The sequence below is a fragment of the Mesorhizobium sp. B4-1-1 genome (assembly GCF_006439375.1).
Taxonomy (GTDB): domain Bacteria; phylum Pseudomonadota; class Alphaproteobacteria; order Rhizobiales; family Rhizobiaceae; genus Mesorhizobium.
Map to the genome: position 1 here is coordinate 12,899 of NZ_VFTH01000018.1, position 16,984 is coordinate 29,882.

Genomic DNA, 16,984 nt, shown 5'->3' on the forward strand with positions numbered 1-16,984 from the left:
CTGTGGATAACAGATGGCGCGGACAAGCCGCGCCATCCGTTTTTTCGTCATAAAATCAACCTTGTTTGCAGCACGCCTGTGCGACCTGAAGCGCGCGCTGCGCCTTAGCCAGTCGGCGGATGTCCTTTGCCAACACGTGCTGGAAATCGTTGTAGAAAAATTCGCGCTGCACCCGCAGCTTCAGCTCCATGTCCTGAAGCGATCTAGCCGGGAAGCACATCACTTTCTCGCCGGCCCGGTGCCGCCGGCCGCTCAGTCGTTTTTCGGCCCGCAGCGCTTTATCGAGACCGCTTGTGCGTTGAGCCCTGTCGCACGCCTGCCGCCAGGCCTCTTCTCGCGCCTTGTTTTCGCGAGTGGTCGCCTCGATCTCTGCTTTCCGAGGATAATCAGCATTGTCGCCGCCCTTCAGGCGAGCCTCGAGCATCTTCACAATTTCCTCATTGGTCAGCCGCGGCGGAGAGAGCCATTCGGGCTTCGGCGGCTTGCTGTCAAAGTACCGTGTTTCGGCCTCGGCCAACCTGTCCCCGAAGGGCTTCCACTTACGGTTCTCGTCGTCATAGGCAGCCTTGAGCCGCAGCAGTTCGGGGCTGACGGCCATCGCCACATCCACCGTTGGAGCGGTCTGGGCTGCCGCAACAGGAGGCATGGCCATTGCCGCCAAGCTGGCCGAGGCTCCGAAGATCGAGCGGCGGGAAACGTGCGTGTTCATGAACTTCTCCATTGTGTGAAAACTCCCTCCCGACGACGCGGGCTCTCCGCCCGCCGGCGGATTCGAAGGCAACGACAATCGAGAATCGAGGCCGCGGTTCTGGGGATCATGGGGACAAGCAGCTGTTATCCCGCCGACATCGACGTGCTTGGTGAACGGCATGTGAAGATTTTCCTCTGGATTTTCGGCTTTCTAGGGCCGGTTGCCAGCGGTCAGCACTGGCGCCGGGAAGCTAGAAACACCGCCAGAGACGGTGCGCGACGGCCTTTCCCTTTCGGGTCTTGTATAGCCGTCGCCTTCCCGGCATAGTGTGCCGGTCGCGCCGACGGCTAAGTCGGCTCGCTCGTTTCGATGGCGATCATGATCCCGGCAAGGATCGCCCCGCCATCGCTCTGGTTGCCAAGGTCCCGGCTAAGGACCTTCGCGGGAGTTTCTAGGCTCCGCCCGGCACGCTGCCGTGATTTGCTGATTTGGTCAAGCTTCCCCTTCACTGGGGGGCTACGCCGGCAAATTTTACCGGTGGCGCGCTTTAGCGACCCAGCACCCGGATAGAGCCAGCCGTGAAGTTGCCGCCGCCAGAATTGTTGATGCGGATGGCATTGATCGGCGACGTCGAACCGACGAAGAGGAAGTCGGTGGCGCCGGCCGCGCGATTGAGAGCCCTGCACAGTTTCGGCACGCCGTTCAGATTGGAACCGAAGATATGGACGCTGCCCGAGCGCGCCGCGGTGCTGTTGGACTCGTGCATCCCGACTGAAATCTGGTTGCTTTCAACGCCAGCGGTCGAGATAAGGACGTAGTCGCCAGATGCGTTCAAGAAGTTTGCGCCGTTGTCGACGCTGCAAAGCAGCTGCCTACTGCCGGTCGTGCCGTCGGAAATATTGCGGGCCTGAATCAGCAGCTCGGCATAGGCGTATCCCAGCTTCCGGCGACACTCCAGCGTGGCGCGGCCGGCGGTGCGTTTTCAGCGAACACGAACATATGCGTTTTCCTTTCCTTTTCTCAGTGAATTATCTCGCTCTAGGGCGAAGGCGATGTAGGCGATCATGCCTTGCCGCCCGGATTGCTATAGGCGAGGTCTGCCAGCTCGGCCGCCGTCATCATGGCGAGCGCGTATTCGTTGCCGAATCGCTGCCAGAGTGTGAAGGGCACGGCCACCTTAAGCCGCTTGCCGTCGACCTCGAAGATGATGCCGACCCATTCGCCCTTGGGTGCCGGGCCGGCCCAGAAGCCGGCGACATGGGCCCCTTGGAAGTCGCCGAAGGCCTCCTGAAAAGCCGCCTGCCTGGCGCGCACATCGGCGTTGTGCTGGTCGCCTGGTTGCGGAATCGTCGCCGGATCGAAGTCGGGGAAATGGGTCATCGAACGCTTCCCCGCCCTGGTGCGCGGCCGGTGCTGACGTGCGCGTGTCGGATCGCCTCTTTTTGCAGGCGTTGCATAGCTATGTCGCCGATGGTGCCGACGTCGATCGGCGTCCCGCCATTGAACTGCAGCAGCAGCCTAGCACCGTTGCCGTTCGTCGATCCGGATGCCTGCGATACGCTGTTAACGAGTCCGCCACTGGCGAAGCGCGGGATCGTCATCGATCGGTTGATGTCGTCGACGAAGCCGCCGAGGCTGAAGCCGCGCAGGCCCTTCAACGACGGTAGAACGCCCTGATTGAGTGCATAGACCACGTCGAGCCCAAGCTTCTTCACTGCCGCCGCCTGCAGCACGAACTCGCCTGGGCTCAACCAAGCCAGCAGATTGTCGCTGCGCGGTCCGCCAGGTCCTCGGATCAGGCCGCCGGCGGCGAAGCCGCCTTGCGACCCGCCGCCGCCGCTGTCCCCGCCGCCGAGGCCGACGAGTTGCTTGGCCAAGTTGATCGCCGACTGGATCTTCGAGACAATGCTGTCGACCAGCGACGAGATGCGATTGAGGACGCTGCTGGCGATGCTGACCAGGCCGTTGAAGATCGAGGTGATCCGCTGCGGCAAGGTGCCGAACCACCCGGCGATCCGATCGACGATCTGCTGCGCGATCGAACCCAGGCGATCGATCAAGCCGTTCCAGACATTGACGATCGCGTCGACGACGCCGTTGAAGGCATCCACGGCCCGTTGCTGACCTTCCTGGAAGGCGCCGACAATGCTGTTCCACAGTCCCGCTGCGCCGTCGACAATGGCCTGCCAGGCGCCCGCAGCGCCGTCGGTGATGAACTGCCAGGTCGCGGCGGCGCCGGCTTTGATGTCGGTCCAGAAGACCGCGATGGCTACGCCGGCCGCCAGGAAGCCGCCGACGATCAATGCCGGGATACCGCCGATGAGGGAGATGAGCGCGCCAAAGCCGGCGACCACGCCACCGATGGCGATTCCGATCGCGGTGAAGCCCCCGACAACGCTCAGCACGAAGGCGGCGATCAGGAGCTGCCCGCCGGTAAAATCTGTCCCGAAGACCTTGTTCAGCTGATCGGCGACGAACTGCGCTGCATCCCGCAGGGCCTTGAACGCAGGCAGGATGATGTTGTTGAATGCGCCGGCGGCATCCTTGGCGAACTGCACGACCGCATCGCGCACTTGGAGAATCCATTTGCCCTGAACCTTGTCGTCGTTGCCGGACAGCGCAAAGAGCAGGTCGCGCACGACGCCGAGCACCTTCTGATTGATGGCCTGGCCGAGATCGATTAGCAGGTCGCGGTTGCTGCTGATGATGTCGGCGAAGCCATTGGCAAGCGCCGTGATGCCGGGCGCGAAGATCAGGCCGAGCTGCAGCTTGGCGCCGGCGGCGGCCTTGCTGAGGCTGTCGAGGCTGTCGCCGAGCGCATCGCCGATATCGGCCTGTTCCTTCGTCAGGACGGTGCCGAGCTGCTCAGCCTGCCTGCCAAGGTCGAGGATGCCGGTCTTCGCCTGGTTGAGGAACGGCAGCAGCTTGGGGCCAAGCGCCTTGCCGAACAACTCGATCGACAAGGCTGATTTCTCCAGTCCGTCGGGCATCCTGGCGAAGGCGTCGGCAACGTCGAGCAGGATCGCCTCGTTGCTGCGCAGCTTGCCGTTGGCGTCGCGGATCTTCACGCCAAGCCGGTCGAAGATCGTGCCGGCCTGCTTGGTGGCGTCGGCGGCCTTCTTCGTAGCGCCGCCGAATCGCGTCACCGTGACGCCGCTGGCATCGAACGAGGCGCCTGCCTTGTCCGTCGATTTGGCCGCATCGGCGACCTCCTTGTTGAGCCGGCTCATGCCGCCGATGAAGTCCTCGGTCGACACGTTCGCCATGTTGGCGGCGAACTCGAGCCGGCCGTAGGCGTCGACCTGCAGTCCGGCCGACTGCGCCGCCTTGCCGGCATTGTCGGCGACCTCGCCGGCGGATTTCGCCAGGCCAAACAGCGCGACACCGGTTCCCGCGGCGGCGGCCGTGACGCCGGCGCCGAGCAGCGCAACGCGCTTGGTCACAGTCGACAGCTGGTTGCCGAGCTTGCTGAGGCTGGCGGTGAACTTGGCGAAGTCGGCTTTCGCCGCCGCCGCCTGGATGTCCTTGAAGGCCTTTTCGCCGGCCGCGCCGAGCGCTTTGAGCTGGTCCTTGATGGCATCGCCGCCCTCGAGCGCGATCCGCTGCACGATCGTGTTTTTCGCCACGGTTCTCAATCCTTTCCGTTGGCCAACCGGCAAATTTTGCCGGTAGAGACCACCGGCAAATCCTGCCGGTGGCCATGGCGTTTAGGCTGTTTAGGCTGCTCTTTAGCCTGCTCTTTAGGCTCGCAAAAACGCGTCAGACTGGGGCAGGACAGCGCTTCGCCGTCCCGCATACGGTTTTGCCAGGGAGGACCCGACGTTCGGAGAGGCCGCTTGGTTGTCATGCCGCTGCACCTGATGACGCGTTCCATGCTTCCCAAGCCGCTATCCTGTCAGCATACAGGTCCGGCCGCTCGAGCATGGCCTTGGTGGGCGGCGCCGGCGGTGCAGGCTGCATTGGCTTGCATGCTGCCTCGGTTCGCTGGACACGCGGCCCCAGGCCCAGCCAGCTCTTGTCACCGAGGTATCGGCCGAAGCTGGGCACATGGCTTCTGCCGATCGACTTCAACGAGTTGACGTAGCGGCCGATCTCGGCAACCGCCTCACAGCGTTCATCGGCCGTAAGGGCAAGCCATGCATCCAGTGCGGTCTTACGATCGTCAGCGAACCCGGATGGCCAGGCGTGACGAGCTTTCTCGAAATCTTCTTGCGCGCGCTCTCTCTCAATAGGTTCCCTTACAGGTTCCCTTACAAGGTTAGTGTCCGAAATTCGGACACGGCTCGGGGACAAATTCGGACACGGCTCGGCCTGATTTTCGGACACGGCTCCGTGTCCGGAATTCGGACACGGCCCCATATTGTTCTCAGCTGGAACATTTTCGGCCACCTCGTTCTTGCTGGGAACGAGGTCGAAAACATTCTCGCCTGGAATGTTTTCCACCCGGGTCTGCAAATTTGCAGACCCGGCCGTAAAGTCTTCCACGCTGGAAGAGTTTTCAAGATTCCCGTCTGGAATTTTGAAATCGTCCTCAAAGGCGAATCGGTAGCGCGTCGACTGCTGTCGGTTCGTGCCTTCATCGCGGCGCTGCTCGCGTCTGATCAGGCCTGCCGCCTCGAGGGCGGCGATCTGGTCATTAAGCGACGAGCGGGAAAGCTCGCAATCGTAGGCCAGCGTCTCCTGGCTTGGAAAGCACCCGTTGTCGGGGTGATATCGGTCGCACAGATGCCAGAGCACCAGCTTTGCAGCCGGCCGCAAGCCGCGCTGTGCGATGGCCCACATGGTCGCCTTGTGGCTCACCGCGCGGGTCCTCCCTGGCAAAACCGTATGCGAGGGGACGTAGCGCTGGCGTGCCCCAGTCTGACGCGATTTTCAAAGCCTTGACAGATAGCCTTGACAAGGCCGCTCCGGTTGGGAAGTCGCAGAAAAACGCCAGTGATTTCAATGGGGGCCGAAAGGCGGTTGGGAAATGCAAGGCCTTGGTTGGACAGGGATGTGGGATAGCCTCCCTCTCCGCCATCCTGCTTCGCTCTTCGAGCTTCGCAGGATAAGCACGATCCTTGGCGCGAAACAGGATGCCCTCCGAAGCTTTAGCGAAGGAGGGCTGGATCGCCGGACTTAAAACGCCTCGAGCCCGGATCAACGCGTTTCGATCGATCCATATCCGGGTCGTGAAGCAGCACACATACGCGTGACAGAAATCCGACCATGGTCGATAATAGTATGACCTCAGGGGATCGTCCCGCGGAGGATCGTTCGACATGCGCTCTGGGCGGAATCCAACATTGTCCGATCGCTCTTCGGATCGGCTGTTGACTGGCCGAACCATGGCGGCCGCCCTGGCAATTGCGTTTTCCGTTTCGCCTTCGCACACCGCGCAGCATCGTTTGCCGAGCGGCTACAAATGGGGCCGCTGCCTGCTGGTCGTTCACGGCGAGACCCGCATCTCCGGAAAATGCTCCTATCAAATCGAACAGGGCGGCGATTTCAACATCCAGGGACCTCATCAGGTATTTGCGGGCATCGACTATCCCGACACGCATAGTGGGGCCGGCGAAATGTCCAAGGATTACTGGGCCGTCGTGTACAAGGACGGAGATTCTTGGGCAGGCTATGCGAACGGGGATATTCGCGACACTCACGGCGAGGGAGGAGATTGGGGAGAACTTCGCCGTGAAGGCGCATGCTATGTCGGGAAGGACGTCCGGGTGTGCCTTTGGCATTAGGCGGCAGGGTTTAGTTCAAGCCCCCGACGGTTGGCTATTGTCGCCCACGGACGACCAGGCGTGCCAATCGACGCCGGAGAAATGCTCAAGAGAGTTCGCGTCAGGGACGCCGCGCTTCGCGCCAGCGGCTGATCTCATCAGCCTTGGCCTTGCCGCCGCGTGGTCCGTGGATCGTCACCGAGCGGGACGCGGCCGCCACCGCGAAATCGAGCGCGCTCGCAAAGGCCTGGCCCTGGGACAGGCACCAGGTCAACGTGCCGCCGAACGTGTCGCCGGCCCCGGTCACGTCGACGACCTCGACCGGGTAGCCGAGGGCGCGCACGACGTCGCCGCCGTTGCTTGCTTCGGCGCCGTCGGCCGCCATGGTGCGAACCACCCAGGCGATGTCCGCTATGCGCATCCAGGCGCCGATGCGCGAGATATCGTCATGGCCGAAGGCCGCGCGAAAACCCACCTGGTTGAAGATCACGACTTGGGCCCCTGTCAGATACGGCATATCCGCTTGCGTGCAACCACCGACGTCCAGATCGAAGATGGCGCGGCGACCATGCGCGCGCAGGTCCGTCAGCAATTCGGCCTGTCCAAGCATCTCGCCGCCAATCCCGCAGCGCAGCCGCCGGGCGCGGTAAAGCGTCAGGTAGAGAAAGCCCGGCGAGCGCAGCGCCCCCAGGGTCTCCGGCGTGAGCCACATCGGCTGCTGGCCCATTTCCACCGTCAGCACGACGTGCTCGCCGCCGACGAGAAAGATCAGATTGCGTGATTCCGCGATTGCTGGATCGGTGAGCATATGCGCCACGCCTACACCATTGGCACGTAGGTCCCCGACCAGGCGCCGCGACAAGGCGCTGTCGTTCAGCAACGAGATGAATTCGGTCTCGCCGCCAAGCGATGCGTGCACGACAGCGGCGTTGGCGATCGAGCCGCCGATCTCGGCCGGCAGTTCGTTCACCATGCCTTTGTCCGCCGGACCTGGCCAGCGCTCGGCGGTGTAGTATTCGTCCAGCGCGACGTCGCCGATGAAGAACGCGCTCACGCAGCCGGTCCCTGATTCGCGGTAATGAGCAGTGGTCCGCCTTCGACCGGAACCCAGGGGCTCTCGCCCAGTCCGCAGATGGCCATCCAGAAATAGGCGGTCGGCCGCGTCAGGCCCCGGCACGCATCGTGCCAGACGCCCCGGTCCATGACCACCGCCTGTCCCGGCGAGATTATGAAAGCTTCGATCTGGTCGCGGCGTGGCGCCGGAGCCCTGGAAGCCGGCGCCACGGCCAGGACGACGGGCGCATCGGCGCAGAAGACGGCCTCTTCCGTGCCGGGATGCCGCTCCATCTGCGCGCAATGCCATGGCGCGGCGCCGCCACTGGTCATACCGAGATGGCCGCTGCCGTCAATCAGCGGCTTGTGGGTGAAACCGTCCTCCCAGCCGTTGCCGGTCGTCCAGACGACCTTCCGGTCGCCACCGCCGGCGAGGTCGTAGACAGTGCCGAAACCCGCGAAAGCCTCCGCGGTGGCGTGACGGGCGACGATGTGGCCGGGCGCGCTCATGCGGCGATCCGTACCGAACGCACGGCCCGCATGAAGCGTGCGACATGGTCTGCCTCGACCGGACCGGTATCGCGATGGTCGCGCTTGAGCCAACTGCCGACGATGGCGCCATCGGCGACGGCCAGTTGCTCGGCCGCATTGGCTTCCGTCATTCCGGCGCCGATCACAAGCGGCACCGACCCGTTCGTCGCGGCACGGAACCTTGCGACCTTGTCGAGATCCGTCGGCTCGGCGGTTGCGTTCGAGGTGACCACCAACGCGTCGCACCGGGCCGCGCCGATCTTGACATCTTCGACCTCTGGCCGGCCGGAAAGGACCGGCTTGTACTTGAAGCGGACCCCGCCCAGCAACAGCACGGGAACAGCGGTCCTGTGCGCAGCCAGCTCGGCGGCGAAGGATGCATCAGCCTCGGGCGGCAGATGACCCGCGACCGAATCGATCTGAATGAAATCCACCGGATAGCGGCCGGCCAGCGCAAAGGCGGCTGCATCGTCACGCAGCACATTGACGCCGATCCTGCTGCCGAGCCGCAATCCACAGATGCGGTCGAGCGCGCGTTCGACATCCTCCGCGTCACCGAAATAGTTCTCGACAACCAACCCGTCCACACCTTCGCCGGCAAGAATGCGTGCCTCTTCCTCGGCCTGATCGAGCTTTCCCTGGCGCCCCTCGCCGGCGAGATGCAGCATGGCGAGTATCGGCTTGGGGCCGGCGAAGATTCGGCCGAAGCGGCTCATGTCTGTTCTCCTGCGTCACGCTGCGCGGGGAGTTGCGCAGTGCTGCGCCCCCAACGCGTTGCAAATTTCATCTGGACCGCGGGCGAATAGACGATCGACGTGCGCTCGACCAATCGGTCGTCGCCGTCCAGGACATCGCCGCTGGCGCAAAGATAGCCCGGTACCTCCGGCGCGCTCGCGAAGACCTCTTTCAGGCGCGCGGAAGGTGGCACGACCGTCAGCAGAAGCTCGGAACGCATCGGGTGGCGGCCATAGTCACGGCGCAGCGTCTCGTAGAGCGACTGCGCCGCGAAGTCATAGTGTTCGATGCCGGGATAAAGTTCGAGGCTCAGCCACGACGTATCCATGTTCAGCCAGGTGACGGCCTCGCCAGTGGCGAGGCCGCGCGCACGGACGAGATGCAATTCGCCGTCCTCGACCTGATGTTCCAGAACCCGCGTCACCGGGCGCTGGCCCTGCCGTCGAGCCAGTTCCGTGAAGCTGCCGAAGTTCCAGATGCTGTGGCTGATCGGCCGGTGCGAGACGATCGTCCCGCGGCCCCTGACCTGCTGCACCAGACCTTCCGAAACCAGCAGCGACATCGCGTTGCGGACAGTGGTCCGTGCGATGCCGAACTGGTCGCGCAGCTGGTTCTCCGACGGAATGGCCTCCCCCTCGGCAAGATCTCCGCTCAGGATTGCCGCGCGCAGCATCCGGTAAAGCTGCCGGTAGAGCTGTTCGCCCGAATAGGCGTCGAGCTGCAGCCGCGACAGGCCGAAATCCGGGCGCCCCGCTTCGAGGCGCGGATCCGCGGTGGACCGGTTGGTCGGATCAGATCGGGGCATGGTTTCTACTTTTTCGCGCCGTTCACCGTGAATTCCTCCACGCCGGCCTCCTTCAGGCCGTAGCGGTCGAGAATCTCGACATAGGTGCCATCCGCCTTCAAAGCGTTAAGAGCCGCCAGGACCGCGTCGCGCAACTGGGCGTTCTGCTTGGCGAAGGCAATGCCGTAGTGGTTGATCTCGCCGACGGCGCCGATCTGGTAGAACTTGCCGGGCTCCTGCTTCATCAGGTCGAGCAGGCCTTCCAGGCCGATGATCGAGGCCTGCGCGCGGCCCTGCTTGATCTGCATGATGTGTTCGGCCTGAGTTGGAATCTGGATGACGCTCATCTGCTTGTCCGCGGCGCAGGTGGCTTTGCTCAAATCCTCGGCCCAGGTGACCCAGCTGGTGCCGGTGGCGACCGCGATGGTCTTGCCGCACAGGTCGGCTTCCGCCTTGATGGAGTCCTTGAGCTCGGCGGTGGAATAGAAGACGTTGCCGGTCTTGAAATAGTCGATGAAGTCCAGTTGCGTCTGGCGCTCGACCTTGTCGGAGAAGGCCGTCAAGATCAGGTCGGAGCGGCCGGTGACGACCTGCGGGATCAGTTGCGGAAAGTCGACGTTCTGAAAGTCGGCCGTCAGGCCAAGCCGGTCGGCGATGGCTTTTGCCAGATCAATGTCGAAGCCCTTGAGGTCGGTCGAGCCGGCGTCGTTATATTCCATCGGCGGATAGGCAAGGCTGATGGTAACGTTGAGCTTGCCAAGGGTGCGCACGGCATCGGGCAGCTTTGCGGCCGCGGCCTCATCCTTTGCTGCCACGGCTTGGCTGCTTACGGCCAGGCCAAGAAGTGCGGCCGAGGCAAGGCATTGGATCATCGAAAACGTTGGTTTCATTTTAGTTCTCCCATTTTGAACTTGTGCGCGGCCCCGACCTCAGGTCAGCACGCGGCTGAGGAATGTTCGGACGCGCGGATCGCCGGGCTTGCTGAGGACCTGCTCCGGCTTTCCCGTCTCGCGAATCTCGCCGTCGATCATCACCAGCACGCGGTCGGCGACTTCGCGGGCAAACCCGATCTCGTGCGTCACGACGATCATCGTCGTCCCGCCCCTGGCGAGGTTGCGCATGACCTCCAGCACCTCGCCGACCAGTTCGGGATCGAGGGCGCTGGTAGGCTCGTCGAACAGCATCACGCTGGGCTCCATCGCGAGCGCCCGCGCGATGGCGACACGCTGCTTCTGTCCACCCGAAAGCTGCGAGGGATAGCTCGATGCGCGCCCTGCCATGCCCACCTGATCGAGCAGCTCAATGGCGCGGGCCTCCGCCTCGGCGCGACGCAGGCCGCGCACCACCATGGGCCCCTCGGTGACATTGCCCAGCACCGTGCGATGCGCGAAGAGGTTGAAGTGCTGGAACACCATCCCCAATTGGCGCTGCTGGTCGCGCAGGCGACGCACCGGCAGCTCGTTGAGGACGCCGGCGCGCAACTCGTAACCCATGATCGAGCCGTCTACCCAGACATAGCCGGCATTCGGGACCTCGAGATGGTTGATGCAGCGCAGGAATGTGCTTTTGCCGCTGCCTGAGGGGCCCAGGATGCAGAGCACCTCGCCATAGCTGACCTCGAGGTCGAGCCCCTTCAGCACGTCATGATCATCGAAGCTTTTGCGGATGCCGACCGCCTTGACCGCGAGACTCATGCTTCCCTCGAAGCCACCGCGCGCGGCGCGCGTATCCTGAACCATGGCCCGCGATTGCCGGCCGAGCTGCCGCCACGCCCGAAATGCCGTTCAAGGTAGTACTGGCCGATCGACAACATCGTGGTTCCAGCCAGGTACCAGATGGCGCACACGAAAAGCAGCTCGATGACCGCACCGTTGATGAAGTATATGCGCTGCGCCGCGTTCAGCATTTCGCCCATGGCGATGGTCGCGGCGAGCGAGGAGAATTTGAGCATCCCGACGGCGCTGTTGCCCAGGACGGGAAGGATGAGCCGCAGGGTCTGCGGCAGGACGATCCTGCGCATTGTTTGGCCGGGCGTCATGCCCAGCGTGTTCGCGGCCTCGATCTGGCCGCGATCCACCGATGCGATACCCCCACGAACCACCTCCGTGAGGTAAGAACCCTCGTTGACGCCAAGCCCCAGCACCGCCGCCACGAAAGGCGTCACCACGTCGACCATCCGCTCGTCGATCAGCCCCGGAATGTAAAGCCGCGGAAAGACCAGCCCGATGTTGAACCAGATTAGCAGTTGCAGCAGCACCGGCGTGCCGCGAAAAATCCACACATAAAGCCATGCGGCAAACCGCAAGGTCGGGTTGGCGGCGGTGCGCATGATGCCGAACGCGAACCCAAGCGCGATGCCCAGGGCCAAGGCGCATGCCGAGATCAGCAGCGTCCAGCCAAACCCCACGACGATGACGCGTGCGGTAAGAAACTGTCCAACGACGTCCCACCGGATCTGGCCCACGGCGAAGGCCCGGACAATCAGCGCCAGCAGGGCAAGTCCGATGATGGCGCTGATCCACCGTCCCGGATGGGCCAATCCACGCCGTGGAGCATCCGGGCCGGGCAAGTCCGGAAGCTGCAGTGGCGAAGCCGATGGGGTTGATCTCGAATGGTTCATAGCCAAGTTGTATGGTTAGGCCTACAACTCACTTCGTATGCGAGCGCCACCAGCCTGTCAAGCGACGTTCGGCGGGCCATTTCTGTGCGCGTTTGCGGCAAGCCTTGCGTGGCGGCTGGGATTCCGGGCGCGGGAGAAGCCCGGCCCCAACCAGGGGCGCCGCGATCGCATTCGGGAAAGGAGGGCAGGAAGCCGCCGCCCGGCTTGGCGTTATGAGACCGTGGCCGCGCCTTGAGCGCTTCGCGAAAACGGCGAAGCGCTCTATGTTTTTGTTTTGCCGCAATTCGGGGCGGAGAACCGTTGCGCGCTTATCCCGGGTTGCCTTGGATCGAACGGCGGAACGTCAATTGCCCGATTTATGATCGATGGTCACTGTCGCGGAGGTTCCGACGACCAGCCTTGCCTTGGTGGCGGCGTCGCCGTCGAGCACGATATGCGGGTTGATGTCCGCCAGCAGCGTCCCGGACGTGCGCTCGCGGTCCTCGATGCCGGCGGCTATGCTTGCGACGTGGCCCGACAGCGACGACTTCCATCCCATCGGCCTGATCGACGCCCTGGCGCCGACCTCGATGCGCGGCAGTTTCGTCTCCTCGAAATAGCCGTCGATGCGGACCGTGTCGGTGTCGACCAGCGCCATCGTCGCCCCTCCCGTCGTGACATAGTCGCCGGGGCGAAGGCTGAGATTGGTGATGATGCCGTTGACGGGCGCCCTGACTTCCGCGCGGTCGAGGTTGAGCTGCGCCAGGTCGCGCGCAGCGCTTGCCTGCAGGCTTTCCGACTCCGCCTCGGCCACGCTCGATTGCGCCTCCTCGATCTGCTGGACGCTGACCGCCGAGGCTGTCAGACGTTTCAGACGTTCCAGATTTCTCCTCGCCTGGTCGAGCGTCGCCTGTCGGCCCTCGACCATCGCCTGCGCCTGCGCGAGGGCGACGGCGAAGCGCTGGCGGTCGACCTGGAACAGCACGTCGCCCTTCCTGACCGCCTGGTTGTCCTTGACCAGGACCTCGGCCACGAGACCTGAAACGTCCGGCGTGACGCCGACGACATCGGCGCGCACATGCGCGTCGCGCGTCCATGGCGCGTTCATGTTGTCGTCCCACAGCTTCCAGGCGGCGACGCAGGCGACGGCGACTACGGCGGCCGTGACGAGGACCCTGCCGGTCAGTCGAAGAAGACGGTATTTCATGAGAACAGCCGATTTGAGAGCGAGGACATTGCCCCGAGGATGAGGATGTACAGCGCGAGGTTGAAAAGCGCCCGGTGCCAGACGAACGAATAGAGGCCGGTCCACGACAGCACCTGCCAGACGACCCGCGCCACGATGAAGGCCGCCAGCATCGTGACCAGAAGTCCCGGCAGATAGACGCCGCCAATGCTGATATCGTTCTGCATGTGACCTACTCCGCTACCAGGAGCATCGGCTCCGGCACTGTCGAATGAACGGGTGGCTCGGCGTTTCGGAACAGCGCGCGCCGCAGACCGACCAGCGCGTCGACGGATCGCCGCGCCGGCGCGGCCTGACGGCCCGCCACGAGGGCGAGCGCGGCGTCGATACGTTCGCGCAGCCGCGGTGACGCCGCAACAGGCTCGCCGAGCCGGAGCCGCTCCTTGAACAGCACGGCAATGGCCGACAGAACCTCGCCGACCGCTGTCCCTTCGGCCGAGGTGAGCCGGTTGCGCAGCCGCTGCAGCTCCACGATGTTCAGCCCCAGCCTGATTTCCGCATAGCCGTCGATCGTCGACAGCTCCTTGTTTTCCATGGATGCGAGCCGGGGAACGAGTTGCCCGAGGCGATCCAGCATGCGCCCCGCGAGCCTGCGCTGGTCCTCGGCGCGTTCGCCCGCGGCAAGCTGGGCAAGGTCGGACCAGCCGGCATGCACCAGTCGCCGGGCGGCGATCTCGCCGCCGAAAGGCCGGACCACCAGCGTCCACACAAGCGCGAAACCGACGCCGGCCAAGGCAGCGAGCCCGCCGCCCGCGAAGGAGGTGAAATCGGCGGAAAACCTGTCGCTGAGCGCGATGAACGACGCGGTGTTAACGGTGAGCAGCATCGCCAGCATGTTGTACTGAGGCCTTGGAATGATGGTGCCTAGCACAAGGAACGGTGGCGCCAGCACGAGAACCAGCAACGGAAAGCTCTGGATCGAGGGCAGGATGGCAAATTGATAGGCCGCGGTGACCACCAGGCTCACCGTGCACCAGATGAACATCGACAGGAGAAGCGGCGCGGGCCGGTCGGTCGCCGCGAAGAATAAGCAGGCGACCGCCACCATGAGAACGAATCCGGAGCCTTCGGTCCAGCCCGAGTAGATCCACAGGGCGAAGGCAATCAGGACGGCGAGGATCACCGAAGCGGCATAGAAGGACAGCATTCCATAATCGTGATGGCGGGTGCGCGAGAAGGTCCGGCGCCGGCGGAAAGCAAGCTTTTCACCGCTCGATTCGCCGGTCGCGATCTGCTTCTTCAAGACGAGGCAATCGTGCCATGCATCGACGATTTCGCGCAGCCTGGCTAAGGCGCTGTCGAGGATCAGGCTCTTCCAGTCGACGGCATAGGCAGGCGGACGCAGATCGGCGATGCGCGAGCGCAGCGCGACGGCGCGATCCGGATCGGCCACGGCCTGCAGCCAGGACCCGACGTCGTCGAGCAGGGCGATGAGATCGTCGCGCAGCACCCGATCCTGCGATCTCAGTTCATGAAGCCGGTCATCGAGCGACGAGAGCAGGGGAAGCAGCAGCATGAGACGCCCGCGCAATTGCCGCGCCTGCCGCGTAAGCCCGTGCGTCTGGTGATCGTATCCGAGCTGGCTGATGAGGATGTCGAAGCCGGAAATGTCGGATGCCAGCTTCTGCCGGACCGGAGGCGCCGGCCGCGCAGCGCCCTCGCCTCGCAGGATTTCACCGGCCCACTGGGCGGCGTCGCCCAGCCAACTGGAGATACGCGACGACATCAATGAAGACAGCCCGATCGGGAATACCAGCTGCGCGACCACGCTGGCGCAGACGATGCCGAGGATGATCTCCTGGCTGCGGGCCGAGGCGATGTCGAAGATCGTCTGGGGCGAGTCGACGGCCGGCAGCGCGATCAGCGGCAGCGAATAGCCGGCGAGCATGAAGACATAGCTGCGCGGCGTACGGTCGAGCATCGAGATGTAGAGCAGAACCCCTGTCCACAGCGCCACGGCGATGCTCATCAAGAGCGGCGAATTGACGAAGGTCGGCAACAGCAGGACGGCCCCGGCCGCGCCGATCAGCGTGCCGAGCGCGCGGTAGAGCCCCTTGGACGAGGTCGCGCCGGCGAGCGGATTGGCCACCACATAGACGGCGGCCATGGCCCAGTATGGCCGCGGCAGGTCGAACGAAAGCGCTATATAGAGCGCCAGCATCGAGGCGAGGAACGCCTTGATCGAAAACAGCCAGTCTTGCCAGGAGGGAAGCGTCATGGATTTGGCTCTCGCGCCCGCCTCCTCACTGGCGGGCGCCACGGTTGGCTAGCGGTTGATGTCGACATCCTTGGTTTCGCGCCCGATCAGCAGAGCGACCAGCGTGAGCACCGCCATCGCCGAGAGATAGACGCCGACCCAGAGAGGCCCGCCGCCCTTGCTCCACAGCGCCACGGCGATGAAAGGCGCGACCGCGGCGCCGAGGATCGACGACACGTTGTAGGAAATCCCCGAGCCGGTGTAGCGCACATTGGCCGGGAAAAGTTCAGGCAACAGCGCTCCCATCGGGCCGAAGGTCATGCCCATCAGGCTGAAGCCGATGATGAGCCAAGCCATGACGCCGACGGTTCCGGCATGGAGCATCGGCACCCACGACAGTCCGAAGATAGCGATGGCGATGGTGATCCAGATCAGCGTGCGGCGTCGGCCCCAGCGGTCGGCCCATGGCCCCGAGACCATGGTGAAGACGCCGAAGAAAACCACGCCTATGATCATCATCAGCACGAAGGTCGTGTAGCCGTAGCCGAGGCCGGGCACGGCGGCCGAGGGCGCGGCGCGGCCGTAGCTCAGCGAAAACGTCGTCATCAGGTAGAACAGGACGTAAGTGGCAAGCATGTAGAACGTGCCGAGGACGAGCTCTTTCCAATGCGTGTTGATGACCGAGGCCAACGGCAGCTTCCTGACCTTGCCCGCGCGCACGGCGTTGTCGAAGGCGGCGCTTTCGACGAGATTCAGCCGCACCCAGAGGCCGATGGCCACCATGATCAGCGAAAACAGGAACGGGATGCGCCAGCCCCAGGACAGGAAGGCCAGGGACGGACGCGAGGGATCGTCCGAAGGCAGCATGGCGGCGATGATCAGGAACAGGCCATTGGCGATGATGAAGCCGATCGGCGCGCCCAACTGCGGAAAAGTGCCGTAGACGGCGCGCTTGCCCTTCGGCGCATTCTCGGTCGCGACCAGCGCTGCGCCGCTCCACTCCCCGCCGAGGGCAAAACCCTGAGCGAGGCGCAGCACCACCAGCAGGGCCGGCGCCAGCCATCCGGCGCTCGCATAGGTCGGGAGCAGGCCGATCAGGAATGTCGCCAGCCCCATGGTGAGCAGCGCGCCGACCAGCGTGATCTTGCGGCCGCGCCGGTCGCCGAGATGGCCGAAGAAGATCGCGCCCAGCGGCCGCGCGATCATGGCCGCGCCGAACACCGCGAAGGAGGCGAGCAGCGCCGTCGTGTCGTTGCCGGCGGGGAAGAACAGATGCGGGAATACCAGCACCGCCGCCGTGGCATAGACGTAGAAGTCATAGAACTCGATCGTGGTGCCTATGAGGCTCGCCAGGATCACCCTGGAGCGGGGATTGGCGGGAGAAGCTGCTGGCACTGCGTCGAAGGCAACGGACATCGAAAACACCTTGGGGGAACGGGCCGA

At 64.1% G+C, this 16,984-nt stretch carries 17 protein-coding genes; 1 reads left to right on the forward strand and 16 read right to left on the reverse strand.

Annotation, left to right across the window (positions count from 1 at the left end; genetic code table 11):
• Positions 1–55: 55 nt before the first annotated feature.
• The 5 genes from FJW10_RS22715 to FJW10_RS22735 form a co-directional block, all read right to left on the reverse strand.
• Positions 56–709 carry a hypothetical protein gene (locus FJW10_RS22715; RefSeq protein WP_140901713.1) on the reverse strand — a complete coding sequence of 218 codons (654 nt, stop codon included), beginning with the start codon at positions 707–709 and terminating at the stop codon, positions 56–58.
• 529 nt (positions 710–1,238) lie between these two features.
• Positions 1,239–1,526, reverse strand: coding sequence for a hypothetical protein (locus FJW10_RS22720; RefSeq protein WP_140901714.1), 288 nt, complete (start codon positions 1,524–1,526; stop codon positions 1,239–1,241).
• Positions 1,527–1,753: 227 nt separating this feature from the next.
• Entirely contained in the window at positions 1,754–2,071 is a 318-nt protein-coding gene (locus FJW10_RS22725) for a hypothetical protein (protein WP_140901715.1), read from the reverse strand.
• Positions 2,068–4,317: a hypothetical protein gene (locus tag FJW10_RS22730; RefSeq protein ID WP_140901716.1), complete on the reverse strand. Its 2,250-nt coding sequence runs from the start codon at positions 4,315–4,317 to the stop codon at positions 2,068–2,070. The genes FJW10_RS22725 and FJW10_RS22730 overlap by 4 nt, the downstream gene beginning before the upstream one ends.
• Positions 4,318–4,534: 217 nt before the next feature.
• Positions 4,535–5,491 (reverse strand): helix-turn-helix domain-containing protein, encoded by a 957-nt coding sequence (locus tag FJW10_RS22735; RefSeq protein ID WP_140901717.1) that lies wholly within the window; start codon positions 5,489–5,491, stop codon positions 4,535–4,537.
• Positions 5,492–6,018: 527 nt separating this feature from the next.
• Here FJW10_RS22735 and FJW10_RS22740 point away from each other — a divergent pair.
• The gene (locus tag FJW10_RS22740) at positions 6,019–6,417 is read left to right on the forward strand and encodes a hypothetical protein (protein ID WP_140901718.1); all 399 of its coding nucleotides are present in this window, start codon (positions 6,019–6,021) and stop codon (positions 6,415–6,417) included.
• Between the two features lie 100 nt (positions 6,418–6,517).
• On the opposite strand, the gene FJW10_RS22745 is transcribed toward FJW10_RS22740, so the two are convergent.
• From FJW10_RS22745 to FJW10_RS22795, 11 genes are all read right to left on the reverse strand, one after another.
• Positions 6,518–7,450: a carbohydrate kinase family protein gene (locus tag FJW10_RS22745; RefSeq protein ID WP_181177626.1), complete on the reverse strand. Its 933-nt coding sequence runs from the start codon at positions 7,448–7,450 to the stop codon at positions 6,518–6,520.
• On the reverse strand, positions 7,447–7,959 hold the full coding sequence (locus FJW10_RS22750) for an ureidoglycolate lyase (protein WP_140901720.1): 513 nt from the start codon (positions 7,957–7,959) through the stop codon (positions 7,447–7,449). The genes FJW10_RS22745 and FJW10_RS22750 overlap by 4 nt, the downstream gene beginning before the upstream one ends.
• Positions 7,956–8,648, reverse strand: coding sequence for a BtpA/SgcQ family protein (locus FJW10_RS22755; protein WP_181177627.1), 693 nt, complete (start codon positions 8,646–8,648; stop codon positions 7,956–7,958). The genes FJW10_RS22750 and FJW10_RS22755 overlap by 4 nt, the downstream gene beginning before the upstream one ends.
• A 44-nt stretch (positions 8,649–8,692) precedes the next feature.
• Entirely contained in the window at positions 8,693–9,520 is an 828-nt protein-coding gene (locus FJW10_RS22760) for a GntR family transcriptional regulator (protein WP_140901722.1), read from the reverse strand.
• A gap of 5 nt (positions 9,521–9,525) precedes the next feature.
• Positions 9,526–10,389, reverse strand: a complete 864-nt coding sequence (locus FJW10_RS22765) for an ABC transporter substrate-binding protein (protein WP_140901723.1) — start codon at positions 10,387–10,389, stop codon at positions 9,526–9,528.
• A gap of 39 nt (positions 10,390–10,428) precedes the next feature.
• On the reverse strand, positions 10,429–11,193 hold the full coding sequence (locus FJW10_RS22770; RefSeq protein WP_181177628.1) for an amino acid ABC transporter ATP-binding protein: 765 nt from the start codon (positions 11,191–11,193) through the stop codon (positions 10,429–10,431).
• Positions 11,190–12,038, reverse strand: a complete 849-nt coding sequence (locus FJW10_RS22775) for an amino acid ABC transporter permease (protein ID WP_246674349.1) — start codon at positions 12,036–12,038, stop codon at positions 11,190–11,192. The genes FJW10_RS22770 and FJW10_RS22775 overlap by 4 nt, the downstream gene beginning before the upstream one ends.
• Before the next feature lie 424 nt (positions 12,039–12,462).
• Positions 12,463–13,305, reverse strand: coding sequence for an HlyD family secretion protein (locus FJW10_RS22780; protein ID WP_140901726.1), 843 nt, complete (start codon positions 13,303–13,305; stop codon positions 12,463–12,465).
• Positions 13,302–13,511: a DUF1656 domain-containing protein gene (locus FJW10_RS22785; RefSeq protein WP_140832806.1), complete on the reverse strand. Its 210-nt coding sequence runs from the start codon at positions 13,509–13,511 to the stop codon at positions 13,302–13,304. The genes FJW10_RS22780 and FJW10_RS22785 overlap by 4 nt, the downstream gene beginning before the upstream one ends.
• Positions 13,512–13,516: 5 nt before the next feature.
• Positions 13,517–15,562: an FUSC family protein gene (locus FJW10_RS22790; RefSeq protein ID WP_140901727.1), complete on the reverse strand. Its 2,046-nt coding sequence runs from the start codon at positions 15,560–15,562 to the stop codon at positions 13,517–13,519.
• A 48-nt stretch (positions 15,563–15,610) separates the two neighbouring features.
• Positions 15,611–16,957, reverse strand: coding sequence for an MFS transporter (locus FJW10_RS22795; protein WP_140832802.1), 1,347 nt, complete (start codon positions 16,955–16,957; stop codon positions 15,611–15,613).
• Positions 16,958–16,984: the final 27 nt, after the last annotated feature.